Genomic DNA, 15,191 nt, shown 5'->3' with positions numbered 1-15,191 from the left:
TTTTCCGGATTTGCCGAGATGCACCTGAAAACCCTGTTTCATCTTGCCGTCGCCGCGACCGTCGCGCTCGGTTCGTCCAGCGCATCGGCGCAATCCGCCGCCGAGCCGGCCTACGGACCGGAATTGCAGGGTTTCGACTATCCCTATCCTGTGGAGCACTATCGCTTCAGCTCGCAGGGGCAGGAGCTCGACATGGCCTATCTCGACGTCAAGCCAGCGACGCCGAACGGGCAGACCGCGGTGCTGCTGCACGGCAAGAATTTCTGCGCCGCGACCTGGGACGGCACCATCAAGGCGCTCAGCGGCGCCGGCTACCGCGTGATCGCGCTGGACCAGATCGGCTTCTGCAAATCCAGTAAGCCGGAACGCTATCAGTTCACCTTCCAACAGCTCGCCGGCAACAGCCGCGCGCTGCTCGCCTCGCTCGGGATCGCGCATGCGATCATGGTCGGCCACTCGACCGGCGGCATGCTGGCGATGCGCTACGCCCTGATGTATCCGGACGCCACCGACCGCCTGGTGCTGGTCGATCCGATCGGGCTCGAGGACTGGAAGGCCAAGGGCGTGCCCTGGCTCAGCCTCGACGGCTGGATGCAGCGCGAGACGCGCGTCACCGCCGACAGCATCCGCGCCTATGAGCGCGCCACCTACTACGCCGACACCTGGGATCCGTCCTACGAGACCTGGGTGCAGATGCTGGCCGGCATGTATCGCGGGGAGGGCCGCGCCGCCGTGGCATCGAGTTCGGCGCGGCTCTACGACATGATCGCGACCCAGCCGGTGTTCTACGAGTTCGAGCAGATCAAGCCGCCGACGCTGCTGCTTGTCGGCGACAAGGACACCACCGCGATCGGCAAGGACACCGCGCCGCCCGAGATTCGCAAGACGCTCGGCAATTATCCGGCGCTGGGCAAGGCGGCCGCGAAGCGGATTCCGCATGCGCAATTGATCGAATTCCCCGACCTCGGCCATTCGCCGCAGATCCAGGCGCCGGCGCGCTTCCACGCGGCGCTGCTCGGCTGGCTGCAGCATCCGGAGACCGGTGCTGCGCTGGTCAAATAAGAGTCGGTGGGACAAGCGGACGGCATCATGACGACAGCCGAATTGGTCAGTGTGTTCACGGTGGATGGGCAGGGCGGCAATCCCTGTCCGATCGTGGTCGATGCGAGCGGCATGAGCGCGTCCGAGATGCAGGACGTTGCCCGCCGTCATGGTCACGAATCCGGCTTCGTGCTGCCGGCGCAGAGTGACGATTTCGACGCCACGTTCCGCTTCTTCGTTCCGAACCACGAAATGGAGATGTGCGGCCACGCCACCGTCGGTGCGCTCTGGCTGCTGGCGCGCCATGGAAAGCTGCCCGGCGATACGGTCCGGATCTCGACGCGCAGCGGTCCTGTCACCGGCTTCATCAGCCGGGATCGCGACGGCGAGCCCCGTGTCGAGATCACCCAGCCGGCCGGAAAGACTGTTCCGCTGACCGCAAGTCAACGCGATGACGTGCTGCGGGCGCTCGCGGTCGCGCCGGATGCGATCGGCCGGGCGACGCCCTGCAATGCGGTCACATCGCGGATCAAGACGTTGATCCCGATGCGCTCTCCCGATGCGCTGAATGCGCTGGATCCCGCGCCCGAGGCCGTCGAAGCGGTCTGCGGCCGGATCGGATCGACCGGGCTCTATCCGTTCGCGGTGATCGACCGCGAGGCGCGCCTGTTCGAGGCGCGGCAATTCCCGCGCTCGTCGGGTTATCGCGAGGATGCCGCAACCGGCATTGCGGCCGCGGCGCTGGCATTCGGCCTGCTCGACAGCGGTCTGGTCGCGCCGAACGACGCGGAGATTCGAATCCTGCAGGGCAGGGCGATGGGGCGTCTGTCGGAGATTCGCGTCCGCATCGGCTTTGCCGGCGGCCGTCCCGTCGGTTGCCTGCTCGGCGGCAATGTCGCGCTGATGGCCGCGCCGTCACACTGAAGCGAGCTGATCTCTAGCTCGATTCGGCGGCGCGCTTGGCCCGTTCCTGCGCCCGCGCGTGCACCGGTGACGACTTCCGCGCGCCGGGGCCCGGATGCACGTGGACGGACTTGGCCGTCAGCGGCTCGCCGCATTCCGAGCAGACCATGACGGGATCGAACATCTTCCCGCAGGTCTTGTGTTCGTGCAGCATCGGCCGGCCGCGCGCATCGACCATGTGAATGTTGCCCCAGTGCACGATCGACATGATGATCGGATAGAGGTCGAGACCCTTCTGGGTCAGGATGTACTCGTAGCGCTTCGGCGCCTCCTGATAGGGAATCTTGCGCAGCACGCCGAACCGCACCAGCTTCTTCAGCCGGTCGGCGAGCAGATGCCGTGTAATTCCGAGCGATGCCTGGAAGTCATCGAACCGTCGGATGCGCAGGAAACATTCGCGCAGGATCAACAGGCTCCAGCGGTCGCCGATCACAGCGACGGTGCGGGCCAGCGAGCACGGCTCCTCCTCGAGGGTATCCCATTTCATCGGCGTCTCCTGCGATCTGCGACGGCATCGCACATAAAATTCTAAAATAGAACTAACGTCATTTCAATAGGATGCCTACGTAGTGGCTGGCTCACGGCCATTGGATGACAAATATCATATTGACAGTTCTAAAATAGAACTTATGGTCCGCATCACGATCAACCGGCGGCAACAGGCGATTGCCGCCCATCGAAGGGAAGGGCGTTCCATGGCTGCTCCGCTCAAGGTCGAATTCCATTTCGATTTCGGAAGTCCGAACGCCTATCTCGCCGAGCTCGCGCTGCCGGGGATCGAGAAGCGCACCGGCGTCAAGTTTGAGTACATCCCGGTGCTGCTCGGCGGCGTCTATAAGGCGACCGGCAATGTGTCGCCCGGCGAGTCGCTGCGCGGGATCAAGAACAAGCCCGAATACAACGCGCTCGAGACCGAGCGCTTCCTGCGCCGTTACAACGTCACGAAGTTCACCATGAACCCGTTCTTTCCGGTGAACACGCTGGCCTTGATGCGCGGCGCGGTGGCCGCGCAGTTCGAAGGCGTGTTCGAGCCCTATTTCCGGGCGGCCTACAACCACATGTGGGTTGAACCCAAGAAGATGGACGACCCGCAGGTCTTCCGCGAGGCGTTCCTGTCCTCGGGTCTCGACATCGATCGTCTGATCGCCCGCGCCCAGCAGGATGACGTCAAGAAGAAACTGATCGACAGCACCAGCGACGCGGTCGCGCGCGGCTCGTTCGGATCGCCGACGTTCTATGTCGGCAACGAGATCTTCTTCGGCAAGGACAAGGTGCGCGAAGTCGAGGAAGAGATCGTCGCGCAGCTGGCTGCGGGGCAGCGCAAGACCGCCTGAGCGGGAAAGTCCTCAACACAACAAGCCCGAAGGGCTGCGACAGGGAGGTTTCAGTGCAGGCGCCGATCCAGATTATCGAAGGAAGTGTGGAAGGCTTGCCGAACCGCATCCACGAGGTGATCGATCATCACGTCGCGGCGACGCCAGATCATCCGGCGCTGATCGACGACAAGGGGCGGCTGACCTATCGCGAGCTCGATCGAACAATCGGCCGCGTCGCCGAGGCATTGCAGGCGCTCGGCATCCGCGCCGGCGACCGCATGATGATCGTGAGCGAGAATTCGATTCCGCTGGCCTGCCTGCTGCTGGCGGCGAGCCGGCTCGATGTCTGGTCGATCGTGGTCAATCCGCGGCTGTCGCCGCGGGAGCTGGATCAGATCAGGGATCACAGCGGTGCCCGCCGCGTGCTGCTGACCGCTGACGTCTCGCAAGAGGCCGCCGCGCATGCCGCGCGCTATGAAGCTGTCGTGCAGGATGTCGGCCCGCTCCGTGGCGTTGCCGTCACCGGCCTGAACCTAGCGACCACCGCCGAGCCGGTCGAGGCCGACGGTGCAAACCAGGTCGCGGTCCTGATCTACACGTCCGGCACCACGGGCACGCCGAAGGGCGTGATGCTGACCCACCGCAATCTCCTCTTCAGTGCCCGGGGCACCGCAGGCTTCCGCAAGATGGCCGCCGACGACGTGCAATATTGCGTGCTGCCGATCTCGCATATCGTCGGCATCTCGCTCCTGACGATGACCCTGATGGTCGGCGCTACGTTGCGCCTGGTCGCCAAGTACGATCCGGCCGCGCTGGTCAGGGCGATGGCCGAGGAGGGCATCACGATCCTGAACGGCGTGCCCGCCACCTATCAGCGTCTGCTCGAATACCGGCGCAACGCCGGCCTGCCGAAGCTCGATCGCGGCCGGTTGCGTGTGATCTCGGTGGCCGGCGCGCCGCTTGACCTTGAGCTTAAATCCCGGGTCGAGCAGGAGCTCGGGCTGCCCCTGCTCAACGGCTATGGCATCACCGAATGCTCGCCCGGCATCTCCGGCGTCCGGCCCGACAACCCGCGGGCCGACCACGCGGTCGGCACCGTGATGCCGGGCATCGAGGCAAAACTGGTCGGCCGCGACCTGAAGCCGGTTGCACCGGGCGAAGTCGGCGAGCTGCATGTCCGCGGCCCGAACGTGATGCGCGGCTATTACCGCGCGCCTGATCTGACCGCCAAGGCGATCGACCCCGACGGCTGGTTCAACACCGGCGACCTGGCGCGCTTCGAGAATGACATCCTGTACATCGTCGGGCGCACCAAGGAGATGATCATCCGCTCCGGGTTCAACGTCTATCCGGCCGAGATCGAGGCGGTGCTGAGCACGCACGATGCCGTTGTGCAGTGCGCCGTGGTCGGCCGGCCGGTCGAGGGCAATGAGGAGGTCATTGCGTTTGTGCAACTGATCAAGGGTTCGACGGCCACCGTGCAGGACCTGATGGCCCATATTGCGCCGCAACTCACCTCGTACAAGCGTCCATCCGAGATTATCCTGATGGACGCGCTGCCTGCGACATCGACGGGCAAGCTCCTGAAGCACAAGCTCGCGGAGTCGCTGCGCAGCTGAGGCTGAGCCGCCGCCGCAAGCCAGTCCACTCAAACAAGGCCGGAGTACACCATGCAGAAGAGAAACAAGACGGTCGCCGTCATTGGTGCCGGTGATTTCATCGGCGGCGAGATCGCCAAGAAGTTCGCTTCCGAAGGCTTCACGGTCTTCGCCGGCCGCCGCAACGGCGACAAGCTCGCGCCGCTTGTCAAGGAGATCGAGGCAGCCGGCGGCGAGATCCATGCGCGCTCACTCGATGCGCGCAAGGAGGAGGAGATCATCTCCTTCCTCAACGACGCCGACAAGCATGCGCCGCTGGAGGTCTGCATCTTCAACATCGGTGCCAACGTCAATTTCCCGATTCTGGAGACCACCGAGCGCGTGTTCCGCAAGGTCTGGGAGATGGCCTGCTACTCGGGTTTCCTCGCGGGGCGCGAGGCGGCGCGGCTGATGCTGCCGCGTGGAGAGGGCAACATCTTCTTCACCGGCGCGACCGCGTCGCTGCGCGGCGGCAGCGGTTATGCTGCCTTTGCCAGTGCCAAGTTCGGCCTGCGCGCCGTGGCGCAGGCGATGGCGCGCGAACTCGGACCGAAGAACATCCACGTTGCGCATCTGATCATCGATTCCGGCGTCGACACCGAATGGGTGCGGCAGCGCCGCATCGAGGCACTCGGCCCGAACGCGCTCGACAATCCCGATCTGTTGATGCCACCGGCTTCGGTCGCCGCGTCCTACTGGCAGCTCTACCAGCAGCCGAAGAGTGCCTGGACCTTCGAGCTGGAAATCCGGCCCTTCGGCGAGAAGTGGTAGGGAGCACGGCAGATGGAGCTCGCGCTATCCCCTGAAGACGCGGCATTTCGCGACGAAGTCCGCGCCTTCATCAAGGACAATTATCCGGCGGAGATGCGCGTCCCCAATCCGGAGACCGATCTTTCCAAGGAGCAGATGCTGCTCTGGCATCGCATCCTGCACAACAAGGGCTGGATCGCACCGCTCTGGCCCAAGGAATATGGCGGGCCCGGCTGGTCGATCACGCGCCGCTTCATCTTCGAGCAGGAGACGACGCGCGCCGGCACCATGCCGCCGCTGGCGTTCAGCGTCACCATGGTCGGCCCCGTCATCTACACGTTCGGCAACGCGGCGCAGAAGGCGAAGTTCTTGCCGCGCATCCTGTCCGGGGAGGACTGGTGGTGCCAGGGCTATTCGGAGCCGGGCTCCGGCTCCGATCTCGCCACCGTTCGTACCAAGGCGGTGCGCGACGGCGACCACTACATCGTCAACGGCCACAAGACCTGGACCACGCTCGCGCAGCACGCCGACTGGATCTTCTGCCTGGTTCGTACCGATCCGGCCGCCAAGCCGCAATCCGGCATCTCGTTTCTCCTGATCGACATGAAGTCGCCGGGGGTGACGGTGCGTCCGATCATCACCATCGACGGCTCGCACGAGGTCAACGACGTCTTCCTGGAGAACGTCCGCGTCCCCGCCGAGAACCTGATCGGTGAGGAGAACAAGGGCTGGACCTACGCCAAATTCCTGCTCGGCAACGAGCGCACCAGCATGGCTGGCATCGGCCGCTCGACGCGCTACATCGATCGGCTGAAGAAGATCGTGAAGGCCGAGATCCCGGAAGACGATCCGGCGCACCTGGAATTCATCAGGGACATCGCCCGCGTCGAGCTCGACGTGCTGGCGCTGGAGGCGACCGAGCTTCGCGTCGTCGCCCAGATGGCGCGCGGCATCGATCCGGGGCCGGCGGCCTCGCTGTTCAAGATCCGCGGCACCGAGATATTCCAGGATATCACCGAGCTGACCCATCGCGCGATCGGCAATGACGGCCTTGCGATCCGCGAGCATCCGGTCAGCGCCAACCGCTTCATGCCGGGCCCGGACTACGGCCACACGGCGTCGGAGAAATATCTCAACTCGCGCAAGCTCTCGATCTACGGCGGATCGAACGAGATCCAGCGCAACATCATCGCCAAGGCGGTGCTTGGTCTCTAGGGCGTGATGCTCAAACGAAGACCTGGAGCGCTTCTTATTGCGCTCTAGCAGCAGCGGCACGAGAGGATCGGATGGATATCCAGTTCACGGAAGAGCAGGAATTGTTGCGGTCCAGCGTGCAGCGGCTGCTGCGCGACCGATATGACTTCGATGCGCGCCGCAAGATCGTCGCGAGCGAGGACGGCTTCAGCCGCAAGCATTGGGCCGAGTTCGCCGAGCTTGGCCTGCTCGCCGCACCATTCGCAGAAGCCGTCGGCGGGTTCGGCGGCGGACCGTTGTCGACCATGATCATCATGCAGGAGTTCGGCCGCCATCTCGTGGTCGAGCCGTTCATCGAGACGGTCGTTGTGGCCGGCGGCCTGATCGAGCAGGCAGGTTCCGACGCGCAGAAGCAGGCCTACATCGCCGATATCATCGCGGGGTCGAAGCTGTGGGCATTGGCGTGGTCCGAGAGGGGCTCGCGCTTCGATCTTGCCGCGGTCGCCACGACAGCGCGCCGGGACGGCAATGATTATGTGCTCACCGGCGAGAAGACGGCAGTGATGGCCGCGCCTTGGGCGGACTATCTGATCGTGTCGGCGCGGACCTCGGGCCATCGCCACGATCGCGGCGGCGTCAGCCTGTTTGTGGTCGATCGCCGCGCCGCCAATCTCGATCTGCAGAGCTTCAGGACGATCGATGGCCGCCGGGCGGCCGAGATCAGCCTGCGCGGCGTACGCGGAGAATTGCTGGGCAGGGAAGGCGAGGGCGTCGCCGCGCTGGAGGCCTGCCGCAACCGGGCCATCGGCGCACTCTGTGCCGAGGCGGTCGGCGCGATCGGCGAGCTGAACGATGCGACGCTGAACTACTCCAAGACGCGCAAGCAGTTCGGCGTCACGATCGGCAGCTTCCAGGTGCTGCAGCACCGGATGGTCGACATGTTCATCGCGCATCAGGAAGCGCTGTCCCTGATGCAGCATCTCAGCCTCGGTCTCAGCGACGACGAGGCCGGCGTCTCCCGGCTCGCTTCGGGTGCCAAGTCCAAGATCGGCTATGCCGGCAAGTTCGTGGCTGATCAAGCGGTGCAGCTGCACGGCGGCATGGGCATGACCGACGAGCTCAATGTCGGCCACTACTTCAAGCGGATTTCCTCCATCAACATCCAGTTCGGCGATCCCGCCTATCACGTGCTGCGCTATGCGCAGCTCGACGCGGTCGCATAAGCCAGAGAGGCAAGCATGTCACAAGATGCAGTCATCGTTTCCACCGCGCGCACCGGCGTCGGAAAGGCCTACCGCGGCGCGCTCAACAACACCGACGGCCCGACCCTTGCCGGCCACGTCATGGCCGAAGCAGTCAAGCGCGCCGGCATCGCGCCCGGCGAGGTCGAGGACGTGGTGATGGGCTGCGCGATGCAGCAGGGCACCATGGTGATGAATGTCGCGCGCAAGGGCGCGATCCGGGCCGGACTTCCGGTTACGGTTGCCGGCACCACCATCGACCGGCAATGCGCCTCCGGGCTGCAGGCGATCGCGGTCGCCGCGCGTTCGGTCATGCTCGACGGCGTCGAGATCGCGATCGGCGGCGGCATCGAATCGATCAGCCTGGTGCAGAACGAGCACATGAACAGGTTCCACGCCGTCGATGACGAGCTGATGGCGATGAAGCCCGAGATGTACATGTCGATGCTGGAGACGGCGGAGGTCGTCGCCGAGCGCTACGGGATCGGCCGCGACAAGCAGGACGAATACAGCCTGGAATGCCAGCGCCGCGTCGGCGCCGCGCTGCAGGGCGGCCGCTTCAACGACGAGATCGTTCCGATCACGACCAAAATGGCCGTGGTCAACAAGGACACCAAGGAGGTCAGCTTCCAGCAGGTGACCTTGGCCAAGGACGAGGGTCCGCGGCCGGATACCACGGCGGACGGGCTCGCCAAGATCAAGCCGGTGTTCGAGGGCAAGACCATCAGTGCCGGCAATGCCAGCCAGCTCTCGGACGGTGCTTCGGCCTGCGTGATCATGAGCGACAAGATCGCCGCGCAGAAGGGGCTGAAGCCGCTCGGTATCTTCCGCGGTTTCGTCGCCGCCGGCGTCGAGCCGGATGAGATGGGGGTCGGCCCGGTCGCGGCGATCCCGCGGCTGTTGAAGCGGCACAATCTGAAGATCGACGACATCGATCTCTGGGAGCTCAACGAGGCCTACGCGGTGCAGGTGATCTATTGCCGCGACAAGCTCGGTATCGATCCGGACAAGCTGAACGTCAATGGCGGCTCGATCGCGATCGGCCATCCCTATGGCATGACCGGGGCGCGGCTCACCGGCCACCTTCTGATCGAGGGCCGGCGGCGCAAGGCGAAATACGGCGTGGTGACCATGTGCATCGGCGGCGGCATGGGCGCGGCGGGCCTGTTCGAAATCGTCCACTGACCGGAAACGCGGGAGAAACTTGTGAAGACAGCAATCACTGAACTGTTCGGGATCCAGCATCCGATCATCCAGGGCGGCATGCACTATGTCGGCTTCGCCGAGATGGCGGCCGCGGTGTCCAACGCCGGCGGCCTCGGCATCATCACTGGCCTGACCCAGCGGACGCCGGAGTTGCTGGCGAAGGAGATCGCGCGCTGCCGCGACATGACCGACAAGCCGATCGGCGTGAACCTCACCTTCCTGCCGAGCTTCACCGCGCCGCCCTATCCGGAATATATCGCTGCTATCCGCGAGGGCGGCGTCAAGGCGGTGGAGACCGCGGGCCGCAGCCCGGAACAGTATATGCCGGCGCTGAAGGCAGCCGGCATCAAGGTGATCCACAAATGCACCTCGGTGCGGCACTCGTTGAAGGCCGAGAAGATCGGCTGCGATGCGGTCAGCGTCGACGGCTTCGAGTGCGGCGGCCATCCCGGCGAGGACGACATCCCCAACATGATCCTGCTGCCGCGCGCGGCGGACGAGCTGACAATCCCGTTCGTGGCCTCGGGCGGCATGGCGGATGCGCGCAGCCTGGTCGCGGCGCTTTCGATGGGCGCCGCCGGCATGAACATGGGCACCCGCTTCATCGCGACCAAGGAAGCGCCGGTGCATGCCAATGTGAAGCAGGCGCTGCTCGATGCCGACGAGCTCGACACTCGCCTCGTGATGCGCGCGCTGCGCAACACCGAACGGGTGCTGAAGAACAAGGGCGTCGATGAGCTGCTCGAGATCGAGCACGAGAAGGGCGCCAGGCTGAAGATCGAGGACATCCACGAGCAGGTCGCCGGCGTCTACCCGAAGGTGATGATCGACGGCGAGATGGATGCCGGCGCCTGGAGTTGCGGCATGGTGGTCGGGCTGATCCATGACATCCCGACCGTCAAGGAACTGATCGACCGCATCATGAGCGAGGCCGAAGCGATCATCCGGCAGCGGCTGACCGGCTTCCTCGACGGCAAGTTTGAAACCACGGCGGCCCGCGCGGTCGCCTGACGGGAGAGTGCCATGACCGAGCATGTCAAAGTGGAGGTCGCCGCCGGCGTCATGACGCTGACCCTGCAACGGCCCGAGAAGAAGAACGCCCTGACCGGCGCCATGTATGACGCGATGTCGAACGCGCTGAAGCAGGCCGAGGCGGATCCAGCCGTCCGTGTGATCCTGTTCCAGGGCGACGGCGACAGCTTTACCGCGGGCAATGACCTGGCAGATTTTGCGAGCCAGGCGCGCGGCGAGAGCGCGGTCGATAGCCCGGCGCATCGCTTCATCGAGACCATCAGCAAGGCCGGCAAGCCACTGGTCGCGGCCGTGCAGGGCAATGCGGTCGGCGTCGGCACCACCATGCTGCTGCATTGCGACCTGGTCTATCTCGCCGAGAACGCGCGGTTGATCACGCCCTTCGTCAATCTCGCGCTGGTTCCGGAGGCTGCATCGAGCTGGCTGCTGCCCTTAAGGATCGGGCATGCGCGCGCCTATGCGATGTTTGCGCTCGGCGAGCCGATGGATGCGCAGGGCGCGCTGGCATCCGGCCTCGCCAATGCCGTGGTGCCGCAGGCCGATCTGCGCAAGAAGGCGCATGACGCGGCGGTAGCGCTGACCAGGCGGCCGGCCGGCTCGCTCAGCATGACCAAGAAGCTGATGCGCGAGCAGCAGCGGATCGCGGCGCAGATCGCCGAGGAGGGCGTGTTGTTCAAGGAGCGGCTGACGACACCGGAAGCGCGCGAGGCCTTTGCCGCGTTCGCCGAACGGCGCCAGCCCGACTTCACCAAGTTGTCGGCCTGACCGACAGCTAACTCACGGACACATCGAGGGAGCCAAAGCATGCGCGTCGTCGGCAGCCATCAATATCCCACCATGGAATCCGTGATCTACGGCAAGCCGGCGGCCGAAGCGCTGCGCGAGGAGGCCGAACGGCTGGGCGCGAAGCGCGTCTATCTGATCGCCAGCCGGACGCTGAACACCACGACCGACGAGATCGAGAAAATCCGCAAAGCGCTCGGCGATCGCCATGCCGCGACCTTCGACGGCGTGCCGCAGCACACGACGCGGGATGTCGTGACCCGGATCGCGCGACAGGCCAGCGAGGCCAGGGCGGACCTCGTCGTCGCGATCGGCGGCGGCTCTGTGGTCGACGCGGCGAAGATCGTGCTGATGTGCATGGAGCACGAGATCTTCGAGCCCGCCGGGCTCGACGGCTTCGAGACCACGCCGGACCGCCGGTTCGGACCGTTCCGCACGCCAAAGGTTCGGATGATCGCGATTCCCAGCACGCTTTCGGGCGGCGAGTACAATTCCGGCGCGCTGGTCACCGACACCGGCCGCAAGCTGAAGCAGATCTTCAATCACCCGATGATGATGCCGCGCAGCATCATCCTCGATCCCGCGATCACCAAATATACGCCGGAGAAGCTCTGGCTCGGCTCCGGCACGCGCGCGATGGATCACGGCATCGAGGCGATCTGCTCCAGTCGGCCCAACGTGCTGGTCGATGCGGTGTGCCAGCAGGGACTGCGCTATCTGCACGACGGCCTGCTGCGCACCAAGGCCAATCCCGGCGACGAGGCGGCGCGGCTGAACTGCCAATTGGGCTCGTGGCTGTCGGCCTTCGGGTTGCAGTCGCGGGTGCCGATGGGCGCAAGCCATGCCATCGGCCATGTGCTCGGCGGCACCTGCGACGTTCCTCATTATTTCTGCACGGCCGTGATGATGCCGAGCGTGCTGCGCTACAACCGCCCCGCGACGGAAGCGGCCCAGCAATCAATCGCTGCCGCGCTCGGTGCGCCCGGCCGCGACGCAAGCGAGGCGTTCGCCGGCTTCATCGCGCAGCTCGGCCTGCCGCGGCGGCTGGCCGATGTCGGCGTCGGTGAAGATCGCTTCGAGCTGATCGGCCGCAACGCCATGCTGTCGATCTTCACGCGGACCAACCCGCAGCCGATCCGCGAGCCCGGCGACGTCGTCAAGATCCTGAAGCTGGCCGCCTGAGGCAACAGCACACGGAGCAGCCCATCATGGCCGCCTTGCGCATCTTCTCCTATCTGCCGAACCCGCGGGTCTGGAAGGCAACCATCGCCGCGCGGTTCTGCGGCGTCGACGTCGAGGTCAGAGGCGCCTCCGGCAAGGAATTGCGCAACTGGCTGTGGGATTACGATGCCCGTCCGCTGGCGGAGCAGGAGCGCGCTGAGCTCGCCTCGCTCGCGCGAACCGGCCGGGTCGGACTGACCGGCGCGCAGCTCTTCAAGACCGATGCGTTCATGGAATCGCAGCCGTTCGGCAATGTGCCGGCCGCGTTCGGCGCCGACGGCAAGGTCGGGATATTCGAATCGAACAGCATCATGCGGGCCGTGGCGCGGCTCGGTGAGGCGGCGTTCCCGCTCTATGGACGCGACGCCTATGAGGCGTCCAGGATCGACAGCTTTCTCGACGTCAGCCTGGTCTTTGCGCGGGATACGCAGATCTATCTGCTCGCGCTGTCGGGCGGCACGGTCGATGCGGCCATTCATGCCCGTGCCAAGGACGCGTTCGCGATCTACGCCTCCGGGATCGAGCAGGCACTGTCGCCACGACGAGACGCGCTGGTCGGGAACGGCATCTCGATTGCCGACATCTGCCTTGCCGCCGAGCTTGCGCTGTTCATGAATGAGCATGCGCGGACCGAGCAATTGCGCACGCAGGAGCTGGAGAGAATTCTGCACCCGGGGGTTCAGGATACATATCCGCTGATGTTCGCTCACTTTGCCCGGCTGGTCGAGCACGAGCATATCAGGCCGGACCTCAAGCCCTACGTCGAGAAGCTACTGTCGAAGGCGGCCGCCTGATCTTGAAATCTGTTGGCTGCAACGCGGAGGATTGACTGCATGACCGCACCCGTCTGTCTGATATCCGGCGTTGGGCCCGGCACCGGCTCGGCGCTCGCCCGGAGGTTCGCTGAAGGCGGCTATCGGGTCGCACTTCTCGCCAGGAACGAGGAGCGCCTCGCCGCGCTGGAGAAGCAGCTGCCGAGCGCCAAGGCCTATCGATGCGATGTGTCCGATCCGGTGCAGGTCGAAACGGTCGCGTCGGCCGTGGAGCGCGATCTCGGCCATCCAGGTGTCGTGATCCACAACGCCGTCGGCGGCGCGTTCGGTACCTTCCGCGAGATCGATCCGCAGATTCTCAATCGCAACTTCCAGGTCAACACGATGGGCCTGTTGTACCTGGCGCGGCGGTTTGCCCCGGCGATGATCGGCGCCGGCAAGGGCGCCATCGTTGCGACCGGCAACACCTCGGCATTGCGCGGCAAGGCCGGTTTCGCGGGGTTCGCGCCGACCAAGGCGGCGCAGCGCATTCTGGCCGAGGCCATGGCGCGCGACCTCGGGCCGCAAGGCGTCCACGTCGCCTATCTCGTGATCGACGCGGTGATCGATCTGGAATGGACGCGGAAGCGCTGGCCGGAGCGGCCGGACGACTTCTTCATCAGGCCGCGGGCGATCGCGGACGAGGTCTGGCACGTCGCCCATCAGGACCGCAGCGCGTGGTCGTTCAACGTCGAGATCAGGCCGTTCGGCGAAGCCTGGTAGGCGCCGCACGGCGCTCGCAACAGCCGGTCAATTCATTCATAAGAGTTCAGGGGGAGTTCATGTTGGTGAAGACGTTTGCTGTGTCCATTGCGATGCTTGCGGCCGCTGCCGCTACCGCGGTCCGGGCGGAAACGCCCGGCGTCTCGGAATCAGAAATCAGGATCGGGGCGACATTCCCGTTCAGCGGCCCGGCATCGCCGCTCAGCAATGTTGGCAAAGGCCTCATGGCCTACGTCCATTCCATCAATGATCGCGGCGGCATCAACGGCCGCAAGATCAATCTCATCACCTATGACGATGCCTATTCGCCGCCCAAGGCGGTGGAGCAGACCCGCAAGCTGATCGAGAGCGACGAGGTGGCGTTCCTGTTCAGCCCGCTGGGGACACCAGGCATCGGCGCAACCATCAAATACGTGACTGCGAAGAAGGTGCCGCACCTCTTCGTCGTCAGCGGTGCGACCAAGTTTGCGAACTTCGCCGAGTTTCCGCTGACGACCACCGGGCTGCCGAGCTACACCACCGAAGGAAAGATCTACGCCAGGTACATTGCCCGGACGGCGCCCGACGCGAAGATCGCGATCCTCTACCAGAACGACGATCTCGGCCGTGACTTCGTGGCCGCGTTCAAGGAAACCCTGAAGGGCGAGTTCGACAAGAAGGTGGTGACATCTCCCTATGAGGTCACCGAGCCCACCATTGAATCACGCGTGGTGACGCTGAAGGCGTCGGGCGCCCAGGCATTCCTGATCGCCGGCACGCCGAAATTCGCCGCGCAGGCGATCAAGAAGGCGAGCGAGATCGGCTGGACGCCACTCACCATCGTGAATTACGTGTCGAGCTCGGTGTCCTCGACCATCGTGCCGGCCGGAGCGGACAAGGCGGTCGGCGTCGTCGTGGCGACCATCGCGAAGGATCCGAACGACAAGAAGTGGGCCGACGATCCCGGCATCAAATGGTATCGCGCCCACTTCGAGAAGTATCTTCCGGGTGCCGACATCGGCGACAGCAACTATCTGTTCGGGACCCAGCAGGGCCAGATCCTGGAGCAGGTGCTGAAGCAGTGCGGCGACGACCTGTCGCGCGAGAACATCGTGAAGCAGGCGCGCAACATCAAGGGACTTGTGCTGCCGACGCTGATGCCGGGCATCACGGTCAACACCGGGCCCGACAACAGCATGGCCTATACGCAGCTTCAGCTGCAGCGCTGGACGGGGAGCTCCTGGGAGCAGTTCGGCGGCGTGCTGAGCGCCGAGCCGAACTGAGCCGTCGCAA

15 protein-coding genes are annotated in these 15,191 nt (G+C 65.0%); 14 read left to right on the top strand and 1 reads right to left on the bottom strand.

Annotation, left to right across the window (positions count from 1 at the left end):
* The first annotated feature begins 18 nt into the window (after positions 1–18).
* On the top strand, positions 19–1,062 hold the full coding sequence (locus tag ACVW1C_RS12205) for an alpha/beta fold hydrolase (protein WP_456758627.1): 1,044 nt from the start codon (positions 19–21) through the stop codon (positions 1,060–1,062).
* A gap of 27 nt (positions 1,063–1,089) precedes the next feature.
* The gene (locus ACVW1C_RS12200) at positions 1,090–1,965 is read left to right on the top strand and encodes a PhzF family phenazine biosynthesis protein (RefSeq protein ID WP_456758626.1); all 876 of its coding nucleotides are present in this window, start codon (positions 1,090–1,092) and stop codon (positions 1,963–1,965) included.
* A 13-nt stretch (positions 1,966–1,978) separates the two neighbouring features.
* On the opposite strand, the gene ACVW1C_RS12195 is transcribed toward ACVW1C_RS12200, so the two are convergent.
* The gene (locus ACVW1C_RS12195; protein ID WP_456758625.1) at positions 1,979–2,491 is read right to left on the bottom strand and encodes a winged helix-turn-helix transcriptional regulator; all 513 of its coding nucleotides are present in this window, start codon (positions 2,489–2,491) and stop codon (positions 1,979–1,981) included.
* Positions 2,492–2,699: 208 nt separating this feature from the next.
* On the opposite strand from ACVW1C_RS12195, the gene ACVW1C_RS12190 reads away from it, so the two are divergent.
* From ACVW1C_RS12190 to ACVW1C_RS12135, 12 genes are all read left to right on the top strand, one after another.
* The gene (locus tag ACVW1C_RS12190; RefSeq protein ID WP_456758624.1) at positions 2,700–3,338 is read left to right on the top strand and encodes a DsbA family protein; all 639 of its coding nucleotides are present in this window, start codon (positions 2,700–2,702) and stop codon (positions 3,336–3,338) included.
* Between the two features lie 53 nt (positions 3,339–3,391).
* Positions 3,392–4,939 (top strand): class I adenylate-forming enzyme family protein, encoded by a 1,548-nt coding sequence (locus ACVW1C_RS12185; protein ID WP_456758623.1) that lies wholly within the window; start codon positions 3,392–3,394, stop codon positions 4,937–4,939.
* Between the two features lie 51 nt (positions 4,940–4,990).
* Positions 4,991–5,728: an SDR family oxidoreductase gene (locus tag ACVW1C_RS12180; RefSeq protein ID WP_456758622.1), complete on the top strand. Its 738-nt coding sequence runs from the start codon at positions 4,991–4,993 to the stop codon at positions 5,726–5,728.
* Positions 5,729–5,740: 12 nt separating this feature from the next.
* Positions 5,741–6,922, top strand: coding sequence for an acyl-CoA dehydrogenase family protein (locus tag ACVW1C_RS12175; RefSeq protein WP_456758621.1), 1,182 nt, complete (start codon positions 5,741–5,743; stop codon positions 6,920–6,922).
* Between the two features lie 71 nt (positions 6,923–6,993).
* Positions 6,994–8,124, top strand: a complete 1,131-nt coding sequence (locus ACVW1C_RS12170; RefSeq protein WP_456758620.1) for an acyl-CoA dehydrogenase family protein — start codon at positions 6,994–6,996, stop codon at positions 8,122–8,124.
* Positions 8,125–8,139: 15 nt separating this feature from the next.
* The gene (locus ACVW1C_RS12165; RefSeq protein WP_456758619.1) at positions 8,140–9,327 is read left to right on the top strand and encodes an acetyl-CoA C-acyltransferase; all 1,188 of its coding nucleotides are present in this window, start codon (positions 8,140–8,142) and stop codon (positions 9,325–9,327) included.
* Positions 9,328–9,348: 21 nt separating this feature from the next.
* Positions 9,349–10,359 (top strand): NAD(P)H-dependent flavin oxidoreductase, encoded by a 1,011-nt coding sequence (locus tag ACVW1C_RS12160; protein ID WP_456758618.1) that lies wholly within the window; start codon positions 9,349–9,351, stop codon positions 10,357–10,359.
* 12 nt (positions 10,360–10,371) lie between these two features.
* Positions 10,372–11,145, top strand: coding sequence for an enoyl-CoA hydratase-related protein (locus ACVW1C_RS12155; protein ID WP_456758617.1), 774 nt, complete (start codon positions 10,372–10,374; stop codon positions 11,143–11,145).
* 39 nt (positions 11,146–11,184) lie between these two features.
* A complete protein-coding gene (locus ACVW1C_RS12150; protein WP_456758616.1) occupies positions 11,185–12,345 on the top strand; it encodes an iron-containing alcohol dehydrogenase in 1,161 nt (386 codons plus the stop codon).
* Between the two features lie 26 nt (positions 12,346–12,371).
* Positions 12,372–13,178 carry a glutathione S-transferase gene (locus ACVW1C_RS12145; RefSeq protein WP_456758615.1) on the top strand — a complete coding sequence of 269 codons (807 nt, stop codon included), beginning with the start codon at positions 12,372–12,374 and terminating at the stop codon, positions 13,176–13,178.
* Between the two features lie 39 nt (positions 13,179–13,217).
* A complete protein-coding gene (locus ACVW1C_RS12140; protein WP_456758614.1) occupies positions 13,218–13,919 on the top strand; it encodes an SDR family NAD(P)-dependent oxidoreductase in 702 nt (233 codons plus the stop codon).
* A 59-nt stretch (positions 13,920–13,978) separates the two neighbouring features.
* Positions 13,979–15,181 carry an ABC transporter substrate-binding protein gene (locus tag ACVW1C_RS12135; RefSeq protein WP_456758613.1) on the top strand — a complete coding sequence of 401 codons (1,203 nt, stop codon included), beginning with the start codon at positions 13,979–13,981 and terminating at the stop codon, positions 15,179–15,181.
* Positions 15,182–15,191 lie beyond the last annotated feature (10 nt).

This window comes from Bradyrhizobium sp. USDA 4011 (genome assembly GCF_054063415.1).
Note: the sequence above shows the minus strand (reverse complement) of the source record. Positions and strands in the feature narration are given on the sequence as shown.

Coding starts and splice junctions, on each gene's coding strand:
- ACVW1C_RS12205 (WP_456758627.1), top strand. CDS start 19: ATGCACCTGAAAACCCTGTTTCATCTTGCCGTCGCCGCGACCGTCGCG.
- ACVW1C_RS12200 (WP_456758626.1), top strand. CDS start 1,090: ATGACGACAGCCGAATTGGTCAGTGTGTTCACGGTGGATGGGCAGGGC.
- ACVW1C_RS12195 (WP_456758625.1), bottom strand. CDS start 2,491: ATGAAATGGGATACCCTCGAGGAGGAGCCGTGCTCGCTGGCCCGCACC.
- ACVW1C_RS12190 (WP_456758624.1), top strand. CDS start 2,700: ATGGCTGCTCCGCTCAAGGTCGAATTCCATTTCGATTTCGGAAGTCCG.
- ACVW1C_RS12180 (WP_456758622.1), top strand. CDS start 4,991: ATGCAGAAGAGAAACAAGACGGTCGCCGTCATTGGTGCCGGTGATTTC.
- ACVW1C_RS12175 (WP_456758621.1), top strand. CDS start 5,741: ATGGAGCTCGCGCTATCCCCTGAAGACGCGGCATTTCGCGACGAAGTC.
- ACVW1C_RS12170 (WP_456758620.1), top strand. CDS start 6,994: ATGGATATCCAGTTCACGGAAGAGCAGGAATTGTTGCGGTCCAGCGTG.
- ACVW1C_RS12165 (WP_456758619.1), top strand. CDS start 8,140: ATGTCACAAGATGCAGTCATCGTTTCCACCGCGCGCACCGGCGTCGGA.
- ACVW1C_RS12155 (WP_456758617.1), top strand. CDS start 10,372: ATGACCGAGCATGTCAAAGTGGAGGTCGCCGCCGGCGTCATGACGCTG.
- ACVW1C_RS12150 (WP_456758616.1), top strand. CDS start 11,185: ATGCGCGTCGTCGGCAGCCATCAATATCCCACCATGGAATCCGTGATC.
- ACVW1C_RS12145 (WP_456758615.1), top strand. CDS start 12,372: ATGGCCGCCTTGCGCATCTTCTCCTATCTGCCGAACCCGCGGGTCTGG.
- ACVW1C_RS12140 (WP_456758614.1), top strand. CDS start 13,218: ATGACCGCACCCGTCTGTCTGATATCCGGCGTTGGGCCCGGCACCGGC.
- ACVW1C_RS12135 (WP_456758613.1), top strand. CDS start 13,979: ATGTTGGTGAAGACGTTTGCTGTGTCCATTGCGATGCTTGCGGCCGCT.